We start from the raw sequence: 21986 nt of genomic DNA, 5'->3' as shown, positions 1-21986 counted from the left end.
TAAAGCATCTTTTACTTATAAGAGGGTACTTATTATGAAGAGGCGGACTTTTTTGAAAAGCACTGGCCTGGCCGTAGCTCTGGGATCAGGGATAAAGGGTGCAAAGGCTTTTGTTCCTGCCCATAACTGGGATAAGTATGATTTCGGATCAGGCCCGATTGTTAAGGACAGGCTGAACCAGGGACCCTTTCCGATTTATTCTCCTGAAGAAGTTGTGCCGGAAAGCAGTGTTGTAATGACGACTTTTCCGTCAAAAGAGGTGATGCCGAATTTTGGCATGGGGCTGGTAACATACGTATGTGATGAAGCCGGGCCTCCGAGGGTAAAAGGCGAAACCCTGGCTGACTCAATTGAAAAACTGGCAGCACTTCCCCTTGGCAATAAACTCTACATCAGATTAGACTGGCGGGATCTTCAAACAAAGCCTGGAAGGCTGGATCTTTGCGATCATTGGAAAATTACATTTGAAATGGCAGAAAAGTACAACAAAAAAGTAGGTTTTCGTATTCAGTTAATGAATCCTGTTATCAAACCTCATGCAGTGCCTGATTTTGTTGCTGAAAAAATACCTTTTATTAAGTTGGGGAAAACTAATAAAATCGGACTGCCGGGTAAGGTCCATTATGCTCCCAGGTATGATCACCCTGCATTTTTATCAGCTTTAAATGAATTTGATAGCCTGCTTGCAGATATGTATAACGGCCATCCTGATGTTGAGTTTGTGGATACCTATATGTATGGATTCTGGGGAGAAGGCCATACGTGGCCTTTTGAAGGAAATCCTTTTCCGGATTATCAGACAGCAGAAAAGGCATTTGTTGAGATTTTTGAAATGCAGGCAAAAAATTGGGACAAGACAGTCCTGGTTACAAACACTCAGCCTGATTTCAGCAGAGTGGGAAATTCCGAAATTGTAGACCATACAATCCGTTCGAATAACTGGCTGCGTACAGATACAATTTTTATTGAAAATATGCAGATTGAATCATTAAGCAACCGTCCGCCTTGGACAGGTGCTGTAATTGAGGTGGGGATGTCAGACGGAACTCCTGAATCACTGCATATAAGAAACGGAATTCCGCGTACTGAAAATATAATTGCTCATGTTAAGGATGTATCTCCCAATTACTGGTCCCTCTGGAACTGGCATAATATTAAAGCACAAGGTATCATGAGATATTACAACCAGTATCCTGATTCTATTGATGATCTTGCCCGTTCAATCGGGTATCGTGTAAGGCCTTCATGGATATGGCATTTTAAAAAAGAGAGTCATGACGGGCTGGTTTTGGGACTGGTTAATGACGGACTGGCAGGTGTGCCCGGTGTACTTCGTGTATATGTTTACAGTGATGACAGGAAGGTTAATGTGGGAGGAAGCCTTGATCCCGGATATCCTCTGCCGGGCAAGGTTCGTCAGGCACAGTTTATCCTGCCAAAAGGTACAAATTGGAAAGGCCTGAAAGTAAGAGCTGAGATTGAAGTTAAAGGTGTCCGTTATCCTGTACAGTGGGCGTGCCTAGAGAAAACCAATGATGACGGCTCTCTTACATTAACGCAGAATTTATAAAAGGAAGTAAAAAAAATGAAAAAACAGACTTTTATTTTAGGGATTGTTTTAATTTCCGTTATTATTCTCGCCTGCAATTACAAAAATCCCGGCAAGCAGGACTGGACGCATTTTGTACGCATTGCAGGTCACGGATTGAACATAGGTAATATCAGTAATATAATAAAAGATGCAGAAGAAACACATCTGTTTGGAATTGAAGTTGACAATGATATTCCGGGCAGATATGAAAGTTTTCTGAATCCGGAAAAGAAGCTGGAAGCAATTCGTGTTATGGCTGAGGAAGCCCATAAAATCAATAACTGTGCTTTTGTTTATATTGCCGGCCTTGAGTGCATTACAGCGAATGCAGATAAATCAGAACACTCTTTTTTCAAAGATCATCCTGACTGGGTTCAGAGAGATATTTATGGCAGGCCCGCGGTGTTTGGAGGAGGCACAGCTTTCTGGATTTCTGAAGGAGATGAAGATATCTGGATAAGCCCCTATGCTGCTGAATGGAGAAAAATTTTTATGGAGCGGGTGCGACAAATAGCTGGAACAGGTATAGACGGTATCTATGTGGACATCCCTTACTGGATGACGCATTTTGACGGCTGGGAAAATACATGGGCGAGTTTTGATGATTACACAGTTGCAGAGTTTGAGAAAAGAACAGGATTAAATGCAAAAACAGATTTGAAATTAGGGGATTTTAAAGATGCAAATTTCAGAAAGTGGGTGGATTTTCGCATCAGTACAATTACAGAATTTATGAAAGAGATAGATGAGAATGCTAAATCTGTAAATCCTGATTGTAAAACAATTGCTGAAATTTATCCGGGTCTGGGAGAAGATGCTGTACGTGTCGGTGCAGATGTTTATCAGCTTTACGAAGTAGTGGATGCTGTTGCTCACGAATACAGTGAAGGCGCTTATATGACTTCTGACAGAGAGCCCTTAGACTGGCTGAGCTATATGATCGGCATGCTCACTTTCAGATCATTTGCTGAGAATAAAGCATCATGGATGCTGAGTTATTCATGGGACGGAGAAAAAAACATTGAGCCTGCTGAGGCAATGAAAAATCTGGCAATGTCTCAAATTATGGCAGGTACGAATTTCTGGGATGCCAGAGGGCATGTTATGTCAGGCTCCAATAATATAAAAATGAGAGAGACTATATTTTCCTGGATAGCAGAACATGAAAAGATTTTTTATTCTGCAAGAACACCAATAGCTCCGGTTGGAGTATATTTTTCTCCGAAAACAAGAAATTATTTTACCAGTAAGTTTGCAGAGTCTTTTTTCGGGATTATGCATTTGCTGATACAGTCGCATTTGGAATTCCGGATTGTAACACCAAGAACATTAGAAAAGTTTAATGGTAAGCTTCTCATCCTTCCTGATATCAGATGTTTGTCAGACAGAGAAATTGCTCTGCTGAAAAAAATCATCAAGAAAGGGAATAAACTTGTTTATTCAGGCCAGACTGCAAAATATAACTTCAATCTTGATAAATATAAATCCAGTCCAATAGCAGAGATTGCTGCTATCCGGACAGGAAGTGTCCTTTTTCTGAATGATGATCCTGGCAGAAGCTACATGAAGGTCTGCAGGAAAGAGTTTAATCAAGCAGCTCATAACGGGGATTTTGAAAATATGCAATTTGAAAAACGGAGAAATGCATTTGTGTCTATTTTATCTGACAGTCTGGATTTTGTCCCTGATGTAAAAATTGCTGCTTCCCCGTTTGTTTTATCTCAGATCTGTAATGTGGCGGGTAAAACCTACGTATTTTTTGCAAACTTTAAAGGACTTTACGGCAGAAAAAATGCTGTTCAAATACCCGAAAAAAATGTAACTGTTGAACTGTTTGCTGCAAAAGATACAAGAGTTAAGTTTCTGCCATTTCTCGGAAGTCCGGTAGAAATAAAAAGCACGTGGAAAGACGGTAAAGTATTCTGTACTATTCCAAAAATTGAGAAGGGCGGAGTGCTGTGGGTAGAGTAATAAATATTAGTATGAAACACAAACAGGGAGTAAGAAAATGAAAAGGGCAGTAGTTTGTTCAATGCTATTTATGTTGTTATTTTTACAAATATTCTGTCAAAAAACAGAGAACCAGGCAGCTATTTCCTCTTCTAAAATAAAAGTAAAATTTAACAGCCAGCTTTACAGCCTGATACAGGCTGAAGGTAAAAATACAAATCCTTTAATGGAAGAGTATCAGAAATCAGAGTACTTACTGCTTGAAGATATGGCAGTGAAAAATTTTGCACTAATTTCATCCGGTAAAAAGAAATTTAAAGATATAATCGGCTCAGGTAAGATGCTTCTGCTTAAGGGCCTGGCTGAAAAAAATGGCCTAAAAGTGGAAAAAATAGTCAAAGTTAAAATTTACAATGATTTTCCTGACATGGCTGTTTTCAATGTTACGTATATCAATAAAAGCAGTATCAAGCTTCCGGTTAGGGGCTGGGTAAACAACCGGTATAAAATTATTGGCAGTAAAACAGAGAAAATACCTTTCTGGTCTTTTCAGAGCGGTACTTATGAGGATAGAAGAGACTGGGTTCTGCCTCTGAAACACAGTTTTTATCAGAAAAATTATATGGGAATGAATGCAAGCGATTACGGCGGAGGTACACCGGTCAGTGATGTGTGGAGAAAAGATGCTGGACTGGCAGTAGGGCATCTGGAAAAAACGCCTAAGCTTGTTTCCTTGCCTGTAAAACTGGATTCTTTAACACATATAGCAGAAGTTTCTGTTGAGTATAAAAAGAAAACAGTCCTTGCTCCGGGAGATTCTCTGAGCACATTAACGACATTTGTTTCTGTTCATAAAGGAGATTATTTCCATACTCTTGTACAATTCAGCAACTTCATGAGAAAACAGGGTGTTTCTGCTCCGGAGTTTCCTGAAACCGCTTATCAGCCTGTATGGTGTGCCTGGGGATATGAGAGGAATTTTACAGTCAATCAAGTCCTTAACACACTGCCTGAGGTTAAGAAGCTTGGTTTTAAATGGGCTGTACTTGATGACGGCTGGCAGACAGCAGAAGGTGACTGGTATTTAAATCCTGAAAAGTTTCCCAGGGGTGATGCTGACATGAGGGCTTTTGTTGATAAAATTCATGCCTATGGTCTGAAAGCAAAACTGTGGTTTGTGCCCCTCGCAGCGGATCCGGGAACTGATCTGCTTAAAAACCATTCTGATATGCTTCTTCTGAATAAGGACGGAACCAAACAGTTGATTACCTGGTGGGACAGCTATTACATGTGTCCTGCTTTTAAGCCGGCTATTGAATACACACAGAAACTTATTAAAAAGATTCTGATTGACTGGGATTTTGACGGACTTAAACTTGACGGGCAGAATCAGAATGCAGTTCCTCCGTGTTATAATCCTGCTCATAATCATGCATATCCAGAGGAGTCTGTTGAAAAACTTCCTCAATTCTTTAAAATGATTTATGAAACAGCTGTTTCTGTTAAACCTGATGCAGTTGTGGAAATTTGTCCCTGCGGTACTGCCAGTTCTTTTTACAATATGGCGTACATGAATCAGCCTGTATCTTCTGATCCTGTGAGTTCATGGCAGATCCGCCTTAAAGGAAAAACTTATAAAGCCCTCATGGGGCCTGATGTACCTTATTACGGTGATCATGTGGAATTGAGTGACGGTAAGGATGATTTTGCTTCTACTGTTGGAATAGGCGGTGTACCGGGATCAAAATTTGTGTGGCCTGTAGGCGTTCATAATAACAGAGAAAGCGGTGATATAAGTTTGACTCCGGAAAAAGAAAAAGAGTGGAGCAAGTGGATAGAAATATATAATAAAAACGAGCTTCCCAAAGGTGAATACCTCGGTGAGCTTTATGACATAGGATTTGATATACCTGAGGCACATGTTATAAAAAAGGGAGATACTTTATTTTATGCTTTTTATGCGGATAAATGGAATGACCTGCTGGAACTAAAGGGGCTGAAAAATAAAACTTATCAAGTATATGATTATGTTAACAATAAAGACTATGGCAGAGTATCCGGATCTGAGGGAAAAATTCGTGCTGAATTCAGAAAGTACCTGCTTTTAAAAGCTGTACCGGAAAATTGAACTGATAGATCGGCTGACAGGTCTAAGGTACATCTATGAATAAAAGAATGTTGTTTTTTAAAGGATTTCTGTAAATTAAATGGAAGGTTTTTGGAAAAACAGGTAGTTCCCTGTTTTAGGTAATTAAACATTTTGGAGAATGCTTTATGCTGAAGATTAAATCCTCATGGTTTATCCTGAGTTTATTTTTGTTAGTTTTTATGTTTTCTTGCACTAAAAAATCTCCCAATGAATCGGATAATTCCGTGACATTGCAGGAGATCAGTGATGTGCTGCCGAATCCGTTTAAGGGGTTTGCTCCGTGGGTGGGTGATGTAAATCCTGTGTACGAAGTAAAATTGCAGGAAGCTACTTATGCATGGAGTGATATTGAACCTGATGAGGGAGTATATAACTGGGCGCGCCTTGAAAAGGACTGGGGCAATATTGCACAAACAGGAAAGAGAGTAGGGTTCAGAATATCTGCAGCCATACCGGGCTCAGGACATGACGATACACCACAGTGGCTGATTGACAAGGGTGTGAGAATGCGACCCTATTCAATTGACGGTGAAAACGGTTTGGCACCGGATTGGGATAATCCGGACTTTCTGGCGGCTCACCACAATTTTATCATGGTACTGGGAAACCGTTACGACAAAGATCCCCGTGTTGCATGGATTGATATAGGTTCTTACGGATTCTGGGGAGAATGGCATGTTTACTTAAATGATTCTCTTGCAGCCACGCAGGCAACAAAAAAGAAAATACTGGATGACTATTTTGAGGCATTCCCCACAAAGGCAAAGGTTATAGCTTTTGATGATGATTTTGCAACTAAATACGTTGTGGACCACTGCGGCGGAATTCGTAATGACTGTCTGGGAACAAAGGATTCCAATGATTGGTATCTTGAGAGTCTGAACGGAATTGACCCCACTCTTAACGACAGAGTGTGGAAAACAGCGATAATTACCGGAGAATTCTGCGGAGCAGACTGGGGGGCAATACAGGGTACAACAGAAAGATTTCAGTTGAATTATGAATTTATACAAAAAACACACTGGTCGTTTATCGGTTCGGCAGGAGGAGCAATTGAGCCTCAGTCAGATGAGCACAAAAAAGATCTTGACAAGCTCTGGAAAAAACTTGGTTACCGCTTTGTTTTGAGAAAGGTTGAGCACGAATCAAGCGTAGAAAAAGGGAATAATCTCGCTGTTCATATTGAGGTGGAGAACCAGGGTGTTGCTCCCTTCTATTTTGAATGGCCTCTGGTTTTTTATCTTACAGATTCCAGCGGTACAACAGCGCTTATGCAGGAACTGGATACGGATATCAGAAAATGGCTGCCCGGAACAGAGACATTCGATGTAACAGTAAATGTCCCGGAAGGGTTGTCTTCCGGGCTATATGATGTGAAACTTGCAATTCACGATCCTGATACAGGTTCTCCTGGTGTTATGTTTGCAAATACAGGGAGAGATAATAAAGGAAGGTACTTAGTCAGCAGACTTCAAATTAATTAAAGGAGTAAATTCAGGTTTTTTGATTATGAAGTGCATGCAGAATTTCGCCTATAAAGTAGATTGAACCTGCACCGCACACAAGATCGTTTCTGCTTGCTTCAGAGACAGCTTTTTGCCAAGCTTTGGGGATGTCTTCAATAATTTCCACAGGAGTGTTCCCGAATTTGTATAATAATGTAAGTTCTCCGGGATCAAGCGCACGGGGGCTGAGAGGCTTTGTAAGAATTATTCTGCTGGCAAGGGGCACAATCAAATCCAGCATTTCAGTATAATTTTTATCTGCAAGAACCCCGAAAACAAGTGTCATTTTTTCATAGGAAAAAAGATTTTTAATTGATTCCGCAAGGGTTCTCATTCCTTCTGTGTTATGTGCAGCATCAATTAAAAGCAGAGGCTCTCTGCCTGCCACCTGAATTCTTCCTTCCCACAGGACATTTTTCATGCCTGAAAAAACAGCTTGTTCCGGAATGTCAAACCCCATACGCACAAGAGAGTCAACAGTACTTAATGCTGCTGCTGCATTTTTAATCTGGTGCTCTCCGATAAGGTTCAGGTGAAGTTTTTTGTAATTTCTCAGGCCGGTTTTTGCAGAGAAAAAAGAGCCTGTATCAGACTGCCTGATTTCAGATAAAGATACCTCGGTTTGAGAGAATGAAATTTCACTCCCTTTTTCTTTAGCAAAATCCGATAAAAATTTTCTTACGTCAGGCTGGTTTACTCCTGTAACACAGGGCACTCTGTTTTTAATTATGCCTGCTTTTTCCCGGGCAATTGAAACCAAATCCGAACCGAGAGTTTTTGTGTGGTCATATCCGATCTGCGTGATAACTGAAACAAGGGGAGTTACTACGTTTGTAGCGTCCAGCCTGCCTCCCAGTCCGGTCTCAAGAATTGTAAAATCCGCTTTTTGCTCATATGACCACAAAAAAGCAGCAGCTGTCATAATCTCAAAAAAAGATGCGCCTGACGCTTCTGCCGACAGCTTAAGTTTATTGATCAGGTTTATGAACTCCTGTTCCGGAATTTTTTTTCTGCAGAGCCGGAGCCTTTCTCTTATATCATAAAGATGAGGAGATGTATAGAGCATGGTCCTGTAACCGGCTTCACATAAAACGGATTCCAGGATCGCAGCAGTTGAACCTTTGCCGTTTGTTCCTGCAATGTGTATTGCTTTTATTTTTTTTTCAGGACTGCCGAGAAGTTCACAAAGTTTTTTAATATTGTCAAGACCCAGTTTTAATGCTGTTGCATGTCTGGCAAAAAGAAAATCTGTGGCCTGGTTCATTGTTTTTATTTCCATGCAAAAAAATAGTTAAAAGATTGGGAAAAAGCAAGGGGGATGGGCAAAGTAGAATATATTATTTTATAGTCAAAACTTAAGATTAGTAGTATGTTTTAGTAGACAGAGAGTATATAAAAGCATACAGTTGTAAAATTATTGAAACATTAACGATTATTAAAAATTCCATCCTATAATATTGTTTATTTAGATGTTAACTTATATAATAAAATTCTCGGATTTGATTTTAAGATAATGGCATGGTGTTTGCTATGAAGTATATTCAAGTCTCATAAAATATTTATTTAAAGGGGGAAATGAAAAGAAATATAATATTTTTTCTGCTTTTAATCCTTCCTTTTTCTGTTAATGCTCAGATTTATAAAGTACCAATAGGTACAAGTGGAAACAGTTATTTATTGTCAGTGAAAAATTGTAAATCCTATACTGTTAAAAAATTAAAAGCAGTAATTGATTTAAGTCCCGAGTGGATTGTATTTGAAAACAAACAAGTAATTGTTGATTCCATTTATGTTAAAAGCAGCAAGAATATAGAATTTATTTTTAATGTTCTTGATAATGTGCAAATCGGAGATACAGGAAAAGCAGAACTAAAAATCGTTGGGCAGTGCGGGCAAGTGCTTGCACGAAAAACATTGTTATTTATTGCTGAACCTGATGTTAAAGGATTCCGTTTATATGACACATACCCCAACCCAACAAATTCTTGTCTAAATATAAAATATTCTCTCACGGAAGCGGCACATGTGAAAATACTGGTATTTAATATTCTTGGTAAAAAAGTTACCACACTTACTGATAAAGATTATTCCTCAGGTATGTGGAAATTAATGTGGGATGGAAGGGATGAGAAGGGGAAAGTAGTTTCAACAGGTGTGTATCTGGTAAGTTATAAGTTAAGCTTTACTCATAGAAAAGAACATTTTATCTCAAAAGTTTTATTTGTAAAATAAAAGGAATAAAATGAAAAAAATAAGTATCTTTTTAAATATTATTTTGATTTTGATGGTCTTTGGCAATGTACAGGGTCAGGTAGCTGTTAGTGACAGTGTTGAATTGAGAGACACTATAAAATTTATTAGGCCGTTTGATTTAAATAGCGGTAGATTGGATAAAAAGTCATTAACTGCCTGGTCATGCAGAACCACGTATGAGGTGATTGGCGATACTATAAATATAATATTTGAGACTAATATTTCTTATTGTGGAATTTATACTCTTAATTTTTATTTGCCAATGGCAGTAATTGAGTTGCATGATAATAAAAAATTTAATGCTAAAGCTGCTGAAGGTAATTTTTCAATAAGTGGAGAAATACTAAATTTGTGTTATTTTGATACAACAGCTATTAATGGATATCAAGATTTACTTTTGGGTGTTTTTTATATTAATCTTGATGACAGAAGAGTTGGGTTTTATTTAGTTGAAGCTTTTCCCATTGAGGGAGTAGGACAAGGGAAAGTTTGTCCAGATGGGCGAATTATTTATCAAGGGGGTGATTTAAATTCTGTTAAGCCTGTTGTTGAAACTTTGAACGATTATTCTTATCTGATAAGTTGGAATTTGTATTGGGGTGGAAAAGCAAAGATTCAAGTTGATATAGATTCATTAAATCAATTTAGTTTAATGGCAGTATCTGACACGATTAATCATTCAGGAACCACGACAATTAAAGTGCGGGCAATAGATTCTGACAACAACAATGTGGATATTCCCGAAGAAACGCTTCTTAATTTTTCTCTGGATGAAAACGGAGCAAAATTTGGCAGTCTTATCGCACCGGACGGATCAGTAGCAAAGTCACTAACCGGTATTACATACGGTGATGCAAAAGCGGGCAAAGTAAAATACATTGCTGACGGCGAAGAACCTGACGGGCCAAAGCAGATTGTTATAACTGTAGTGAAAAGCGATGATGCGAGTATAAACGGGAGTGGGAATGTGGTGGTGATAGGATATAACTTGAAAATTGTCAACCCAGAGACTGGTGAATCAAACAAGTATATTACATCAGAACCGGAAATGCCCCAGGTTACCTGCCAAGCGAAAGTGGATTACTATGAGGGGGTATCGATTCCTATAAACTGGCAATATCAAGTATCCTATCAGCTCCCGACGAGGGAGGGTTCTCACACCTTTACCGGAATGACCCAATTCACGGGTTCTGGCCCAACAACCTGGAATGTATCTTTTGATAGATTTATTGGCGGTGATGTTAATGTTTCTGCAAGTACAGAAATTGATAGCAAGACTTATTCTGATAGTGTAATTAGTATATACGAAATACTTGGAGAGAATCCAACACCGGAACAGGCAAGAGATGGGGTTGGTCTTGAACTTCAGGTTATTATGTATAAGGAGTCAAGATTCAGGCAATTTAATAGTAGTGGTTATCCCCTTTATGGTCCACCTAATGGGTATGGAATCTGTCAAATAGATAATCCGGCAGCCACTGAGAATGAATTATGGAATTGGCAGGCTAACCGTTCCAGAGGTATTACAGTGTTTGATGGAAAAAGAGATTGGGGATTGGGTTATCCTGAACGATTACGGAATAAAGCCAGAAGAGGAGAATTGGCGCTTTGCTATTCAAATGTGACAGATTTTACAACGGATGAACAAATATTGAAAGAAGCATTCCAGTTGTATAATGGCGGGCATCAGTGGGTATGGCAACCTTTTAATATAAAAAATGCAAATAGTGGAGGTCAATGGCTGCCCAGACCAGGACGAACTGGTTATGGTGACGATGCATGGGAAACATACCAAAATCCACCATGGAATTAAGGAAAGGAGATTGAAATGAAGAAAATAACCATAATTTTAAAACTCTTATTGATAAATTTAATTTTATCCAATATTTTATACGCACAGCCCTATAAATACTATTTTTCAGGTGAATGGAATCACAGAAGTATATCACGTATAAATTTACAAACGGGAGTAATGGAGGTAGTAATTCCTGATTGCTATATTGGGCTGCAATTATTTGTCACACCTGACCAGCAAAAAATTATCTATACAGATCGTTCCCAGATATATGCCTTTGATATCCATGATCTGAGCAATAAAATAGTAATTATGTCCAAAACACGCGCCGATGCAATTCTTCAGATAATCGATAGCCCAAAAACCAATAGATTATTTTTAGTATTCGGTGATGTGGATCAAACACCCTATATGACCATTATGTTTGATCGTGAAACTTTTGCACATCTGGATTCACTTTATGGAATATATTTTTATTCTGAGCCGTTTTTATCAGAAGATGAAAAGAAAATTTATCGATTGATACCTGATAAAGAAGGCATATTTTTTAAGGTTTTTAACACTTCCGGAGAAATTGTAGAAGAAAAAATGAGACATGGTGATTTAGGGCCATTTATTGATTACAATACATATTTGAATGATTGTAGATTAGGTCAGGCTTTAGTTTCGTTTGAATATCCAAACGCACCTGATTTTATAAATCAATATTATGTTGTGTGTGATCCTGAAGCAAATATAAGTAATAAATCCATCCCTTTTCCCTGGAGATCTGAAGCATATCTTTCGCCGGATGCTCAAAATGTCATTATTGAAGAAGTTCAGTTTATTAAAGACGATGATCCAAACACACCAGGTGAGTACCGGCCTGGTAATGTCTTTGTTTTTGATGCGGAGACCGGAGTATTAAAGCAGCGTCTCAAACTTCCACCAGAAGGAGAAATACTGCTTTTTGATAACTTTCCGGATCAGATGTTTTATTATCAACAAGCAGCACCACAATCGACTATATCGATCGATGTTACTTTGGAGCAGCTTGATACTGAGTTAATTGATATGTTAATAAATGATGTTAATACAGCATATGGAAAAGGCTGGATTGATAATAAAGGTATTGCCAATAGTTTGGGTAAGAAATTAGAGAATGCGAAGAAACAGCTCAAAAAAGGGGAAAAGAAAACAGCAGTAAATAACCTGAATGCTTTTGTGAACGAGGTAGAGGCTCAGAAAGACAAGCACCTCACCAGTGAAACGTATGCGTTGTTAAAATATAATACGGAGTTTCTTATAGAGAGGCTTTCTCAGGAGTAGTATATTGAAGGTTAGACGGTTGGAAATAGAGGGTTATTCCAGTAGTGAGAAATACGGCAGTTTAGTTGCGCCGGACGGCTCGACAGCAAAGACGCTTGTGGGTATTACGTATGGAGAAGCAAAAGCCGGGAATGTTAAGTATATTGCAGATGGAGAGGAACCTGACGGGCCAAAGCAGATTGTTATAACTGTAGTGAAGAGTGATGATGCGAGTATAAACGGGAGTAGAAGTGTGGTGGTGAAGGGGAAAACGCCTGAATTAAGCATTATAAAACCCGAAAACAATAATATATATTATATTTCCGGTACACCTGAAATGCCGGTATTTACCTGTAGAGCACAGCTGTTAAATTATTCTTATACAACAACACTTACAGTGAATTGGAGTTGTAGAGTTTCATATAATTACCCTCCAGGCTCTGACGAAGTTGTTTTTACGGGAATAAAACAGTTTAACCAGAACAACTTATCAGATTGGAATTTAAATTTTAATGATAATGAAACTATAATAGGTGGTAAGGCAACAATAAAATCTGCCGTGACAATAAATGGCAAAGAATATGTTGATTCAGTTATTGTCTATATAAGAGGAGAAAATCCGGATAGATTTACTGTAACAGACGGTCTGTCTAATGGGATTGAAGCATTAGCAGAAACTGAGTCAGAAAACGGAAATTTTAATCAATTTTCAACTGAATCTTATGGCACACCAAATGAAGGGTTGCCATTAAGAGGTGGTGATCTCCATGGTTGGGGATTATGTCAAATTGATGATAGATGGCATACGATATCAACATTCATCTTGTGGGACTGGACTGCAAATTTGGATTATGGAATTGATTATTATAATACGAGAAGGAATGCTGCTGAAATTTTCTTAGAATCTCTTGGGAATCTAGCTACACCAGCCGCAGGTCAAACAAGACAAAGCATGATTGACAGCGAAGGGTATGCAAGGTATAATGGAGGCGGAAATGCCAGATATTGGAATTGGGTGATACCTGAAGAAGATGATGATATAGGTTATTGGGAAGCAGATCCTGCTATGATAGTAAATGGAGTAAGGGATTATAATCCAAATGTTTACAATAATGTAGGAAATTATCTTGATAATTACTAATAAACAGAACAACAAACAGGAGAATTCAACGATGAGAAACATAACAAAAATATTACTAACAAGCTTTGCATTATTATCTAATATTGTATACACTCAATCTTATTATTATTCTGATGACCTTAGAGGGAGCAGGGCAAAAGGTATAGTTGAGAATGTATACAGGATTAACTTGGTAACAGGTGAAAAGAAGTTGATCTTATCGGGAGTCGGAAACCCTGCTGTTCTATCCGATATCAATAAAATAATGTTTAAGTCAATACCGGAATCTCAAATATGTATGTATGATATTAAACAAAATTCTATAGATACGTTATCCTATTTGGGCAAAATAGAACTTAAAAATCAAAACCATACAGTACCGCCTGATAATCATATATTTTTATCCTGTGTGAAATTTGGGGCGAAAATAATCAGTCGAGAATTTCAAACTCTGGAGAGTACTGATATTTTGATAGATAAAAATACTCATTCGATTATTGATACGAATTGTTACTATTTCAGAGCTTCGAGGAGTCTTTTTTCAAGAGATGGTAAGAAAATATATTATTTATTAAAATCAAAAGATGGAATATGTTTTAAAAGTCGAAGTACAGATACTGGTGAAATAATAAATCAAGAATTTTCAATAGAAAAATATAATAATCTACAATTGGAAAGGAATACTTGGTTAAGCAGTGCTATTGATGGATATGCCTTAATTGGCTATCGTTCAAAAGTTGATAATATTAGACATTATGTATTATGTGATCTTGAAAATAGAAAAAGTATAGTAGAGTTTTCTTGGTCAATTGGAGTTGGAATTAATACATATATTACACCAGAATGCAAAAATATTATAATTGAGATTGAAGATTATACAAATGAGGATAGATACTTCTCAACAGGCAGCATCTACATTTTAGATGGAAATACAGCGATAGTAAAACAAAGGTTGCGATTCCAAACTTCAGAAAATAAAAAAGCTGGTTCAAAAATTGTAATTTTGGGTGATAGTCTATATTTTTTCCCAGAAGATCCAAAAGAATCCGACGCCTCACATTTTGACAATATTGTACATGCAGACTTGACTCAAGTTCAGTCAAATACTTCTCTGGCTGAAATGATGACAGATGATGTGGAAAATGCCTATCATAAGGGCTGGATTGACAATAAGGGTATTTATAATAGCTTAAGAAAAAAGTTGCAGAATGCACAAAAGCAGATAGATAAAGGAAAACCCAAACAAGCAATAAATCAATTAAATGTTTTTTTAAATCATCTGGAATCGCAAAAAGGAAAGCATGTAAATGAGCAAGCATATAATTTATTACATTTCAATGCGAAGCAATTGATGGAGAGGCTGAAGGAATAATTCTAAAAAAAACAGAATAAAAAACCTCGAGTAATAATAATTTTGATTTTTTTGCATTAATGATAAATTTTGATATATTTATAATATATTCATTATTTGGTTTCTCAATATTTTCTTGTCTAATATTGATATATGCAGGAGGGTATTATGGATGACAAAAACGGAAGTGTTTCATTTGCTGAAGTCCAGTATTTCAGGCAGATATGGATTTTATTAACAGTTTTTTTCATTGCTGTTTTTATGTGGTACACTTACGTTCGGCAGATTATTTTCAATCAGCCTTTTGGAAATAACCCGATGCCCGACACGCTTCTTGTTATTTTCATGCTGATATTCGGATTAGGCATGCCGTGGCTGTTTATAAGAATGCGGCTTTTTACTGAAGTGAGAGAAGATGGAATATATCTTAAATTTTTTCCATTTAATTTCGGTTTCCACAAGATCGTATTTGATGATATTGAAAAATATGAAATACGCGAATACCACCCGATTAAGGAATATGGAGGTTGGGGGATTAAGTCTGGTTCAGGCGGAAAGGCTTACAATGTAAGCGGTAATATGGGTTTGCAGCTTAAATTGAAGAACGGGAAAAAGGTTCTTATCGGCACACAGAGACCGGAAGAGTTTAAGCTTGCAGTGGAATCAAAAGTGGGATGATCGTACAGGTGCAGTTATCAAACAGAAAAAATTGCATTGACTTTAAGGAGGAATATACTGATTTATTTAAATTTAAATTGTAAGGGAATAGATGCATAATCAAAACAAACTAATTACCAGTTTATTATTACAATTATTGCTATTTACTACAGTTTTCAGTAAGAGCAGTAATCAGGTTTGTACAGGCAGCAGTTATGACACAGTTTTTACTGGCGGCCTTACGAGGACCTTTAGAATACATATTCCTAAATCATATATCAATTCCGAATCTATGCCTCTTGTTATAGCTCTTCACGGCGGCGGCGGATCAGCAGATGCAATGGCCGTTTTAACTCTCGGTGGATTTGATACTCTGTCAGAGAGAGAGGGGTTTCTTGTTGTTTATCCGGAAGGTATAGAGAAGCATTGGAATGACGGCAGAGGGCTTAAAAGATACAGAACACAGAGAGAAAATACAGATGATGTGGCGTTTATATTATTTCTGATTGATTACCTGCATAAAAAATATAACATTGACAGAAAACGTGTCTATGTAACAGGTATGTCAAACGGAGCAATTATGTCATTCCGCCTCGGGTGCGAATTATCTGACAAAATAGCGGCAATTGCGCCTGTTGCAGGATTAATGCCTGTAAAAACATTCGGTAATTGCAGACCCTCAAAACATATATCAGTACTGATAATAAACAGCACGGATGATCCCATAACCCCGTGGAACGGAGGAAATTTTAAGCTGGGAATAATTCGGTTTGGAAAGGGAATATCTGTAAAACAAGCAACTCTTTTCTGGGTTGAGGTTAACGGCTGTGTAACTCTCCCTGTTGTTGAATTGATGCCTGACTCGGATCCCGGCGATGGTACCCGTGTACAGAGAATTTGGTACAAGGGAGGTCAGGCAGGGACAGAAGTTATACTTTACAAAATTAAGGGTGGAGGCCATACATGGCCGGGAGGATATCAATACCTGAGAGAAAAAATTATCGGAAAAGCATGTAATGATGTAAATGCATGCGAAATTATATGGAATTTTTTTAAAGAACATAAAATTGAATAGCTGTATTTTCAAAATGATAAAAATTAGAAGGCGGTATCTGTAAAACAGTATCGCCTTCTAATTTAAGATTAATGCGGATTTATTTATATCTGAGCCATTTTAAAGCTTCTTTTAAAGAAGCTTTTTTCCCGTACATTAAAATACCGACTCTGTATATTTTTGCAATTGCCATTGTAAGAAGTACAATGGATACAATCATTATGCCAAGAGACAGAAAGGTCCCTGAGGGCAGAATCGGATCACTAACTGCAATACGTGCAAACATTACCATTGGAGTAAAAATAGGGATAAGAGACGCCCAGAATGCCTGGCTTGTTTCCGGATTTTTAGCTACAGTGAACATGATAAAATATCCTATCATTATAAGGAAAATAATAGGCATCTGGAACTGCTGCCCTTCCTCTTCTGATGTAACCATCGCTCCTACTGCTGCAAAAATCAATGAGAAGAAGACGTAACCCAGAGTAAAAAACAGCAGCATATATCCGAACAGCGAAGGAGTAAAGTGAATCTGTTTTAAGAGTTCGAATACTTCCGGTGATTGTACTCCGAATTTCGTAAATAACGGTTCGGCAAGGGCAATACCGCCCAGTAAAAATATTCCGAATATGGTAAGCTGAGTCAGGCCCAGGCCGCATACCCCTGTAATCTTGCCGATGAGAAGCTCAATAGGCCTTATGGAAGATACAATTGTCTCTGTTATTCTCTGGCTTTTTTCTTCTATTACGCTTCGCATTACGCTTTGACCGTATGTCATCATTAGAAGAAGCATTACGTATGTCAGTATATATGTCAGAGCAAAACCTGAGACCCCGCTTTTTTCAACAACTCCCTTTTCCGTAACCTGCCTGGTGTTGACCGAAACACGCCCCATAGCAAAGGCTTTTCGTATTTCCTCGGGTTTTACACCCATATTTTCGAATATAGAATTTGTCACAATCCTGGAAAAAGAGCTCCCGAAGGACTGCTGCTGTTCAAAATTACTTACTGTTCTTGCGAGATATTTGACTTTTTTTGATTCCATAATATCTTCAGGTATTACCAGTATGCAGTCAATGGATTTTTTAACGATCAAATCGTGCTTTAAACCTGCGAGTACAGTATCAAGGGTTTCGGGATAAACTTTTACTTTGTGAAAATTATACTTTTGGATACCGCTTTTTAAGGTATCTGTCTGAAGCTTTACAAATTTATCAAAGATTTTTCCGCTCATGTCAATAACTGCTATGTCCTGAGTTGAAGGCTGAAAAATACTTCCGAATATAAAAATACCTCCGAATATAAGAACCAGTATAACCGGAAAAATCAATGTCCCGATAATAAATCCCTTTGTTTTAAACCGGGTAATATATTCACGTTTAATTACTGCAAATACTTTTTTGCTTATCATACTTCACCTCCCTGGTCTGACTGTCCCACTGATTCAACAAATATTTCATTCAGGGATGGTTCTTTGATTTCGAATTTTTTAATAACAGCATTCTGCATAGCAGATTTAAGCACTGTCTGAGCATTTCCATCCTGTGTAATGCTTATTTCAACCATATTTCCGTAATTATCGAATTTTTCTATGTCTTTACTGCTTTTAAGAAAATCATCTTTTCCATCATACTCCATTAGCAAGTGCTTGCGTCCGAAATTCTCTTTTATTTTGCTGAGTCTGCCGTATAAAAGCTGTTTCCCTTTGTTGATTAAAATTAACTCCTCGCAGAGCTTTTCTGCTGTTTCCATAACATGAGTTGAAAAGATAATAGTAGTGCCTTTTTTCTTCAGCTCAAGAAGCAGATCTTTTATTAAAATCTGGTTAATCGGGTCTAAGCCGCCGAAAGGTTCGTCAAGGATCAGTAATTTTGGTTTATGAAGAACAGTGCCTACAAATTGAATCTTCTGCTGCATTCCTTTGGAAAGTTCATCAATTTTTTTATTCTTCCATTCGGTAAGTTCCATTCGTTCAAGCCAGTAGTCGATCTCTTTTTTGAGAAAGCTTTTGGGTCTGCTTTTCAATTCGCCGAGAAAAAGAAGAAGATCCTTTACCTTCATCTTTCTGTACATACCTCTCTCTTCCGGAAGATAACCGATCAAGTCTGATGCGGTTCTGGCGTTTTCATTGCCCATAATTGCAACTTTTCCCGAATCAGGAATAATAATGTTCATGATCATCCTGATTGTTGTGGTTTTGCCTGCTCCGTTGGGGCCGATAAATCCGAAAACAACTCCCTCGTCAATTGAGAAAGTTATATCGTCCACAGCAGTAAAATCACCAAAAGTTTTGGTTATGTTTTTAACCGTAAGTACTTTCATAATCCTCCTCATCTGATTAGTGTATTTGCAACAATGTCATGAAATTTTTAATAAAATGGTTACTATTGTTGAACACAGAACAGTCTTAAATATTCATAAAAAAAATTCAACAAAGCATGACTGTAATGTAAACAATCAATCCGGTTAAGTCAATGAAAATATTACAGGAGATAAATAAAAGTGTGAGATTAAGAATGCAAAACCGGGTAAAGGAAATTAATTCCCTGCCCGGCCGTAAAACATTAATTCATGATAATTATTGTTTCCCCGGAACTGCCGCCGAATCTGGGATTGACTTAATTTAATTATGTGTTAAGTGAAAAGTTGATTAATGTTAAACTTGTTGTATAGACATAAAAAATTACCAATTCTTTTTTGGAAGAACCAATAATTTTTAAAATTTATTTATGCTGATGATTTCTATCTTCAGCCGTTGCAGGCAAGAAGCGCCAGCCATTCTCCTTCAGTCTTTTGATCCAGTATATCAATTCCATGGTTTCTGCAAAAGGATTTAAATCCGGCTTCTTCTTCAACAAGAATCCCGGTAAGCACGATTTTAGTCTTTTTTTTGCAGAAAAAACGCAGAGAAGGAATGATTGTTTTTAATACATGGGTTAAAATATTTACAAGGATAATGTCATATTGATTTTTTGTGATATGCTCTATGTCGGCCTGTATGAATTTTGTATAACTCTCTACATTGTTAATTGATGAGTTCTCAATACTGTTGTTAATCGCTTCAGGGTCAACATCAATACCCAAGGATGATTTTGCTCCCAATTTTACTGCTGCAATTGATAGAATGCCGGAACCGCAGCCTATGTCCAGCACTTCACATTCCGGTTCAATAATCTCCTCAAGAAATTTCAGGCAGAGTTTTGTTGTCTCATGAGTGCCTGTACCAAAGGCCATTCGCGGATAGATATCAATAACAACAGGTTCCGGCCCATTCCACTTTTCCCACGGAGGTTTTACAACAATTGATTTGCCTGCTTTAACAGGTTTAAAGAAATCTTTCCAGCCTGTATTCCAGTCTCTGTTTTTAATGGTTTTATAAACAGGATGCTGAACAGTAAAACCAAGTGTACGAAGATTTTGTAAATAGTCAATTATGCTGGTTTTAAGGCCGGTATTAAAATCTGAAGAATTAAAATATACCTGCAGAGACTCGTCATTTTCAACAAGGCCGCAGCTTCCGAGATCAAAGCAAAAGCTTGACAGCAGTTCTTTTGCTTCATGTGCGCAGACAAAATTAATTTCAACCCATTCTTTATTCATAAATCAGATGTACAAGGAGTGTGCCAACAATTCCAAGACTTTCAGGACTGCATTTGTCCGGAGTATCCTTGGTAGTGTGGTAATAGGGATAGCTGAAATCTATTAAGTCAATTGCCGGAATGCCTGCTTTTATTAATTGAAGGTGATCATCAAGTACCTGAGGCCCGGGGCTTTTATCAAAAGCGTAGAGGCCTAGTTCCTGCGCTTTTGACCAGACCAGATCAACAATATCCGGAGCAAACTCCTGAGATATGGCTTCCACTGGAAGGTGAAGGTTTTTATTGCCGACAAAATCAAGAAGTACAGCATATCTTGGAATTGGCTCTTTTCCTCTGTTTTCTGCGTAAAACTTTGAACCCTGACACCATGAATTATCGTCTCCGTAAGAACCTGCATCTTCACCATCAAAAAATACAAGGTCAATGCCAATTGCAGGAGGGTTGTCCTTTAAAATGCCAGCTATTTCCAAAAGGATTGCAGTACCTGACGCTCCGTCATTTGCTCCGGGTACACCTTTATTCCAATTCTCTTTTTTTTCATCCATGTCTGCCCATGGCCTTGTATCCCAGTGAGCACAAAGCAGAATTCGGTCTTTACTCTTTCCGAAACGAGCAATGATATTGTTAAGAATTCTTGTTTTGCCTGTTTTCGGGTTTGTAAATGGAAAGGGCTGCAGAGATACTGAATCAGAACATCGTTTCAGATTCTGTACAATAAAGGCCTGACATAAACCATGAGCTTTTGTACCCGGAACCCGGGGGCCGAAGCTGCACTGTTTTTTTAAGTATTCATAAGCTCTGTTTTGGCCGAATTTCGGTATGCCCTGAGCCGTGACAGCAGTAGTAACTATGAAAAGCGTTATAGTAATTAATAATTTTTTCATTTTTTCTGCCTGTTTTAATGTTTTTTGAATATAGTTATATCAATGGTTAATGTCAATATCAGCGGTAAATTTTTTAATGTAATGATAATTCTCGGATCAAACTTTTCAAATGCCTGTTAATAAGGCTGCTTCTGAAAACATGGGAATTCATTAATTATTCTTATAATGCCAAAAAGCATTTTTAATTTGGCAATAATTTTTTATATTTAACTAAGATATAGTTTTAGGACAAAATAGGAGTTATCCTGGTGGAAAACGAAATAAAAGAAGTTATTGAAAAAATAAGGCCATCACTGCAGGCAGACGGCGGAGATGTTGAATTTGTATCCTATAATGATGGAATTGTAAAAGTCCGGCTGCTTGGTATGTGTGCAGGATGCCCAATGTCGCAGATGACAATAAAGGGCGGAGTGGAGCGGATTCTAAAACAGGAAGTTCCTGAAGTACTGTCTGTTGAATCGGTTATTTAGTTTTAAGAGGGCTGTTATTATTTAGCAGCCCTTTTAATAAATTTATTTTACATGAAAATCAAATATTCCTATGAGTACAGAAATCGGCCCGATTAAGCATGGGGGGAAAGCAGTAAATTTAACATCAGCTGTTTCTGATGCAGTTAACAATTCGGGAAAAATCAAGAAGCTGGCAAATACACCTTATACTATTTTAACCAGACAAACAACCACATTTTCATTCTCAAGCATAAAAAAAAGTATTAATATTTTGTTGAATAGCGAATTATCAAAATCTGAAAAAATTGATTTTGCAAATCTTCTTGAAATATTAGAACCGGT

Annotated in this window: 18 protein-coding genes; 13 read left to right on the top strand and 5 right to left on the bottom strand. The window is 37.6% G+C overall.

The genetic code is table 11. The features are described from left to right. The first annotated feature begins 34 nt into the window (after window positions 1–34). From J7K93_02630 to J7K93_02615, 4 genes are all read left to right on the top strand, one after another. On the top strand, window positions 35–1570 hold the full coding sequence (locus J7K93_02630; protein MCD6115886.1) for a hypothetical protein: 1536 nt from the start codon (window positions 35–37) through the stop codon (window positions 1568–1570). A gap of 15 nt (window positions 1571–1585) precedes the next feature. Further along, entirely contained in the window at window positions 1586–3562 is a 1977-nt protein-coding gene (locus tag J7K93_02625; GenBank protein MCD6115885.1) for a hypothetical protein, read from the top strand. A 61-nt stretch (window positions 3563–3623) separates the two neighbouring features. Beyond that, window positions 3624–5669 carry an alpha-galactosidase gene (locus J7K93_02620; protein MCD6115884.1) on the top strand — a complete coding sequence of 682 codons (2046 nt, stop codon included), beginning with the start codon at window positions 3624–3626 and terminating at the stop codon, window positions 5667–5669. Window positions 5670–5815: 146 nt separating this feature from the next. Continuing rightward, on the top strand, window positions 5816–7174 hold the full coding sequence (locus J7K93_02615) for a DUF4832 domain-containing protein (protein ID MCD6115883.1): 1359 nt from the start codon (window positions 5816–5818) through the stop codon (window positions 7172–7174). Between the two features lie 10 nt (window positions 7175–7184). Here J7K93_02615 and J7K93_02610 read toward each other — a convergent pair whose 3' ends face one another. After that, window positions 7185–8459 carry a bifunctional folylpolyglutamate synthase/dihydrofolate synthase gene (locus J7K93_02610; protein ID MCD6115882.1) on the bottom strand — a complete coding sequence of 425 codons (1275 nt, stop codon included), beginning with the start codon at window positions 8457–8459 and terminating at the stop codon, window positions 7185–7187. Between the two features lie 311 nt (window positions 8460–8770). Here J7K93_02610 and J7K93_02605 point away from each other — a divergent pair, with 311 nt between their 5' ends. The 7 genes from J7K93_02605 to J7K93_02575 all read left to right on the top strand — a co-directional run bounded on the left by J7K93_02605 (window position 8771) and on the right by J7K93_02575 (window position 16733). After that, window positions 8771–9427, top strand: coding sequence for a T9SS type A sorting domain-containing protein (locus tag J7K93_02605; protein ID MCD6115881.1), 657 nt, complete (start codon window positions 8771–8773; stop codon window positions 9425–9427). A gap of 10 nt (window positions 9428–9437) precedes the next feature. Further along, window positions 9438–11261 carry a hypothetical protein gene (locus J7K93_02600; protein ID MCD6115880.1) on the top strand — a complete coding sequence of 608 codons (1824 nt, stop codon included), beginning with the start codon at window positions 9438–9440 and terminating at the stop codon, window positions 11259–11261. A 15-nt stretch (window positions 11262–11276) separates the two neighbouring features. After that, window positions 11277–12551, top strand: a complete 1275-nt coding sequence (locus J7K93_02595; protein ID MCD6115879.1) for a hypothetical protein — start codon at window positions 11277–11279, stop codon at window positions 12549–12551. 4 nt (window positions 12552–12555) lie between these two features. After that, window positions 12556–13671, top strand: a complete 1116-nt coding sequence (locus J7K93_02590) for a hypothetical protein (protein ID MCD6115878.1) — start codon at window positions 12556–12558, stop codon at window positions 13669–13671. Between the two features lie 31 nt (window positions 13672–13702). Beyond that, the gene (locus J7K93_02585; GenBank protein ID MCD6115877.1) at window positions 13703–15022 is read left to right on the top strand and encodes a hypothetical protein; all 1320 of its coding nucleotides are present in this window, start codon (window positions 13703–13705) and stop codon (window positions 15020–15022) included. 147 nt (window positions 15023–15169) lie between these two features. After that, window positions 15170–15679, top strand: a complete 510-nt coding sequence (locus tag J7K93_02580) for a hypothetical protein (GenBank protein MCD6115876.1) — start codon at window positions 15170–15172, stop codon at window positions 15677–15679. A gap of 91 nt (window positions 15680–15770) precedes the next feature. After that, complete coding sequence (locus J7K93_02575) at window positions 15771–16733, top strand: phospholipase (protein MCD6115875.1); 963 nt, start codon at window positions 15771–15773, stop codon at window positions 16731–16733. A gap of 79 nt (window positions 16734–16812) precedes the next feature. Here J7K93_02575 and J7K93_02570 read toward each other — a convergent pair whose 3' ends face one another. From J7K93_02570 to J7K93_02555, 4 genes are all read right to left on the bottom strand, one after another. After that, window positions 16813–18123: an ABC transporter permease gene (locus J7K93_02570; protein MCD6115874.1), complete on the bottom strand. Its 1311-nt coding sequence runs from the start codon at window positions 18121–18123 to the stop codon at window positions 16813–16815. After that, window positions 18120–19034 (bottom strand): ATP-binding cassette domain-containing protein, encoded by a 915-nt coding sequence (locus J7K93_02565; GenBank protein ID MCD6115873.1) that lies wholly within the window; start codon window positions 19032–19034, stop codon window positions 18120–18122. The genes J7K93_02570 and J7K93_02565 overlap by 4 nt, the downstream gene beginning before the upstream one ends. 426 nt (window positions 19035–19460) lie before the next feature. Continuing rightward, entirely contained in the window at window positions 19461–20312 is an 852-nt protein-coding gene (gene prmA, locus J7K93_02560; GenBank protein MCD6115872.1) for a 50S ribosomal protein L11 methyltransferase, read from the bottom strand. After that, the gene (locus tag J7K93_02555) at window positions 20305–21195 is read right to left on the bottom strand and encodes a M28 family peptidase (GenBank protein MCD6115871.1); all 891 of its coding nucleotides are present in this window, start codon (window positions 21193–21195) and stop codon (window positions 20305–20307) included. Before J7K93_02555 ends, prmA begins: the two co-directional genes overlap by 8 nt. A 248-nt stretch (window positions 21196–21443) precedes the next feature. On the opposite strand from J7K93_02555, the gene J7K93_02550 reads away from it, so the two are divergent. Then, the gene (locus tag J7K93_02550) at window positions 21444–21665 is read left to right on the top strand and encodes a NifU family protein (protein ID MCD6115870.1); all 222 of its coding nucleotides are present in this window, start codon (window positions 21444–21446) and stop codon (window positions 21663–21665) included. Window positions 21666–21735: 70 nt separating this feature from the next. Continuing rightward, on the top strand, window positions 21736–21986 hold a 251-nt coding region (locus tag J7K93_02545), incomplete at its 3' end, for a hypothetical protein (protein MCD6115869.1).

The sequence above is a fragment of the bacterium genome (genome assembly GCA_021158245.1).
In the GTDB taxonomy this organism is placed as follows: Bacteria; Zhuqueibacterota; QNDG01; order QNDG01; family QNDG01; genus QNDG01.
Note: the sequence above shows the minus strand (reverse complement) of the source record. Positions and strands in the feature narration are given on the sequence as shown.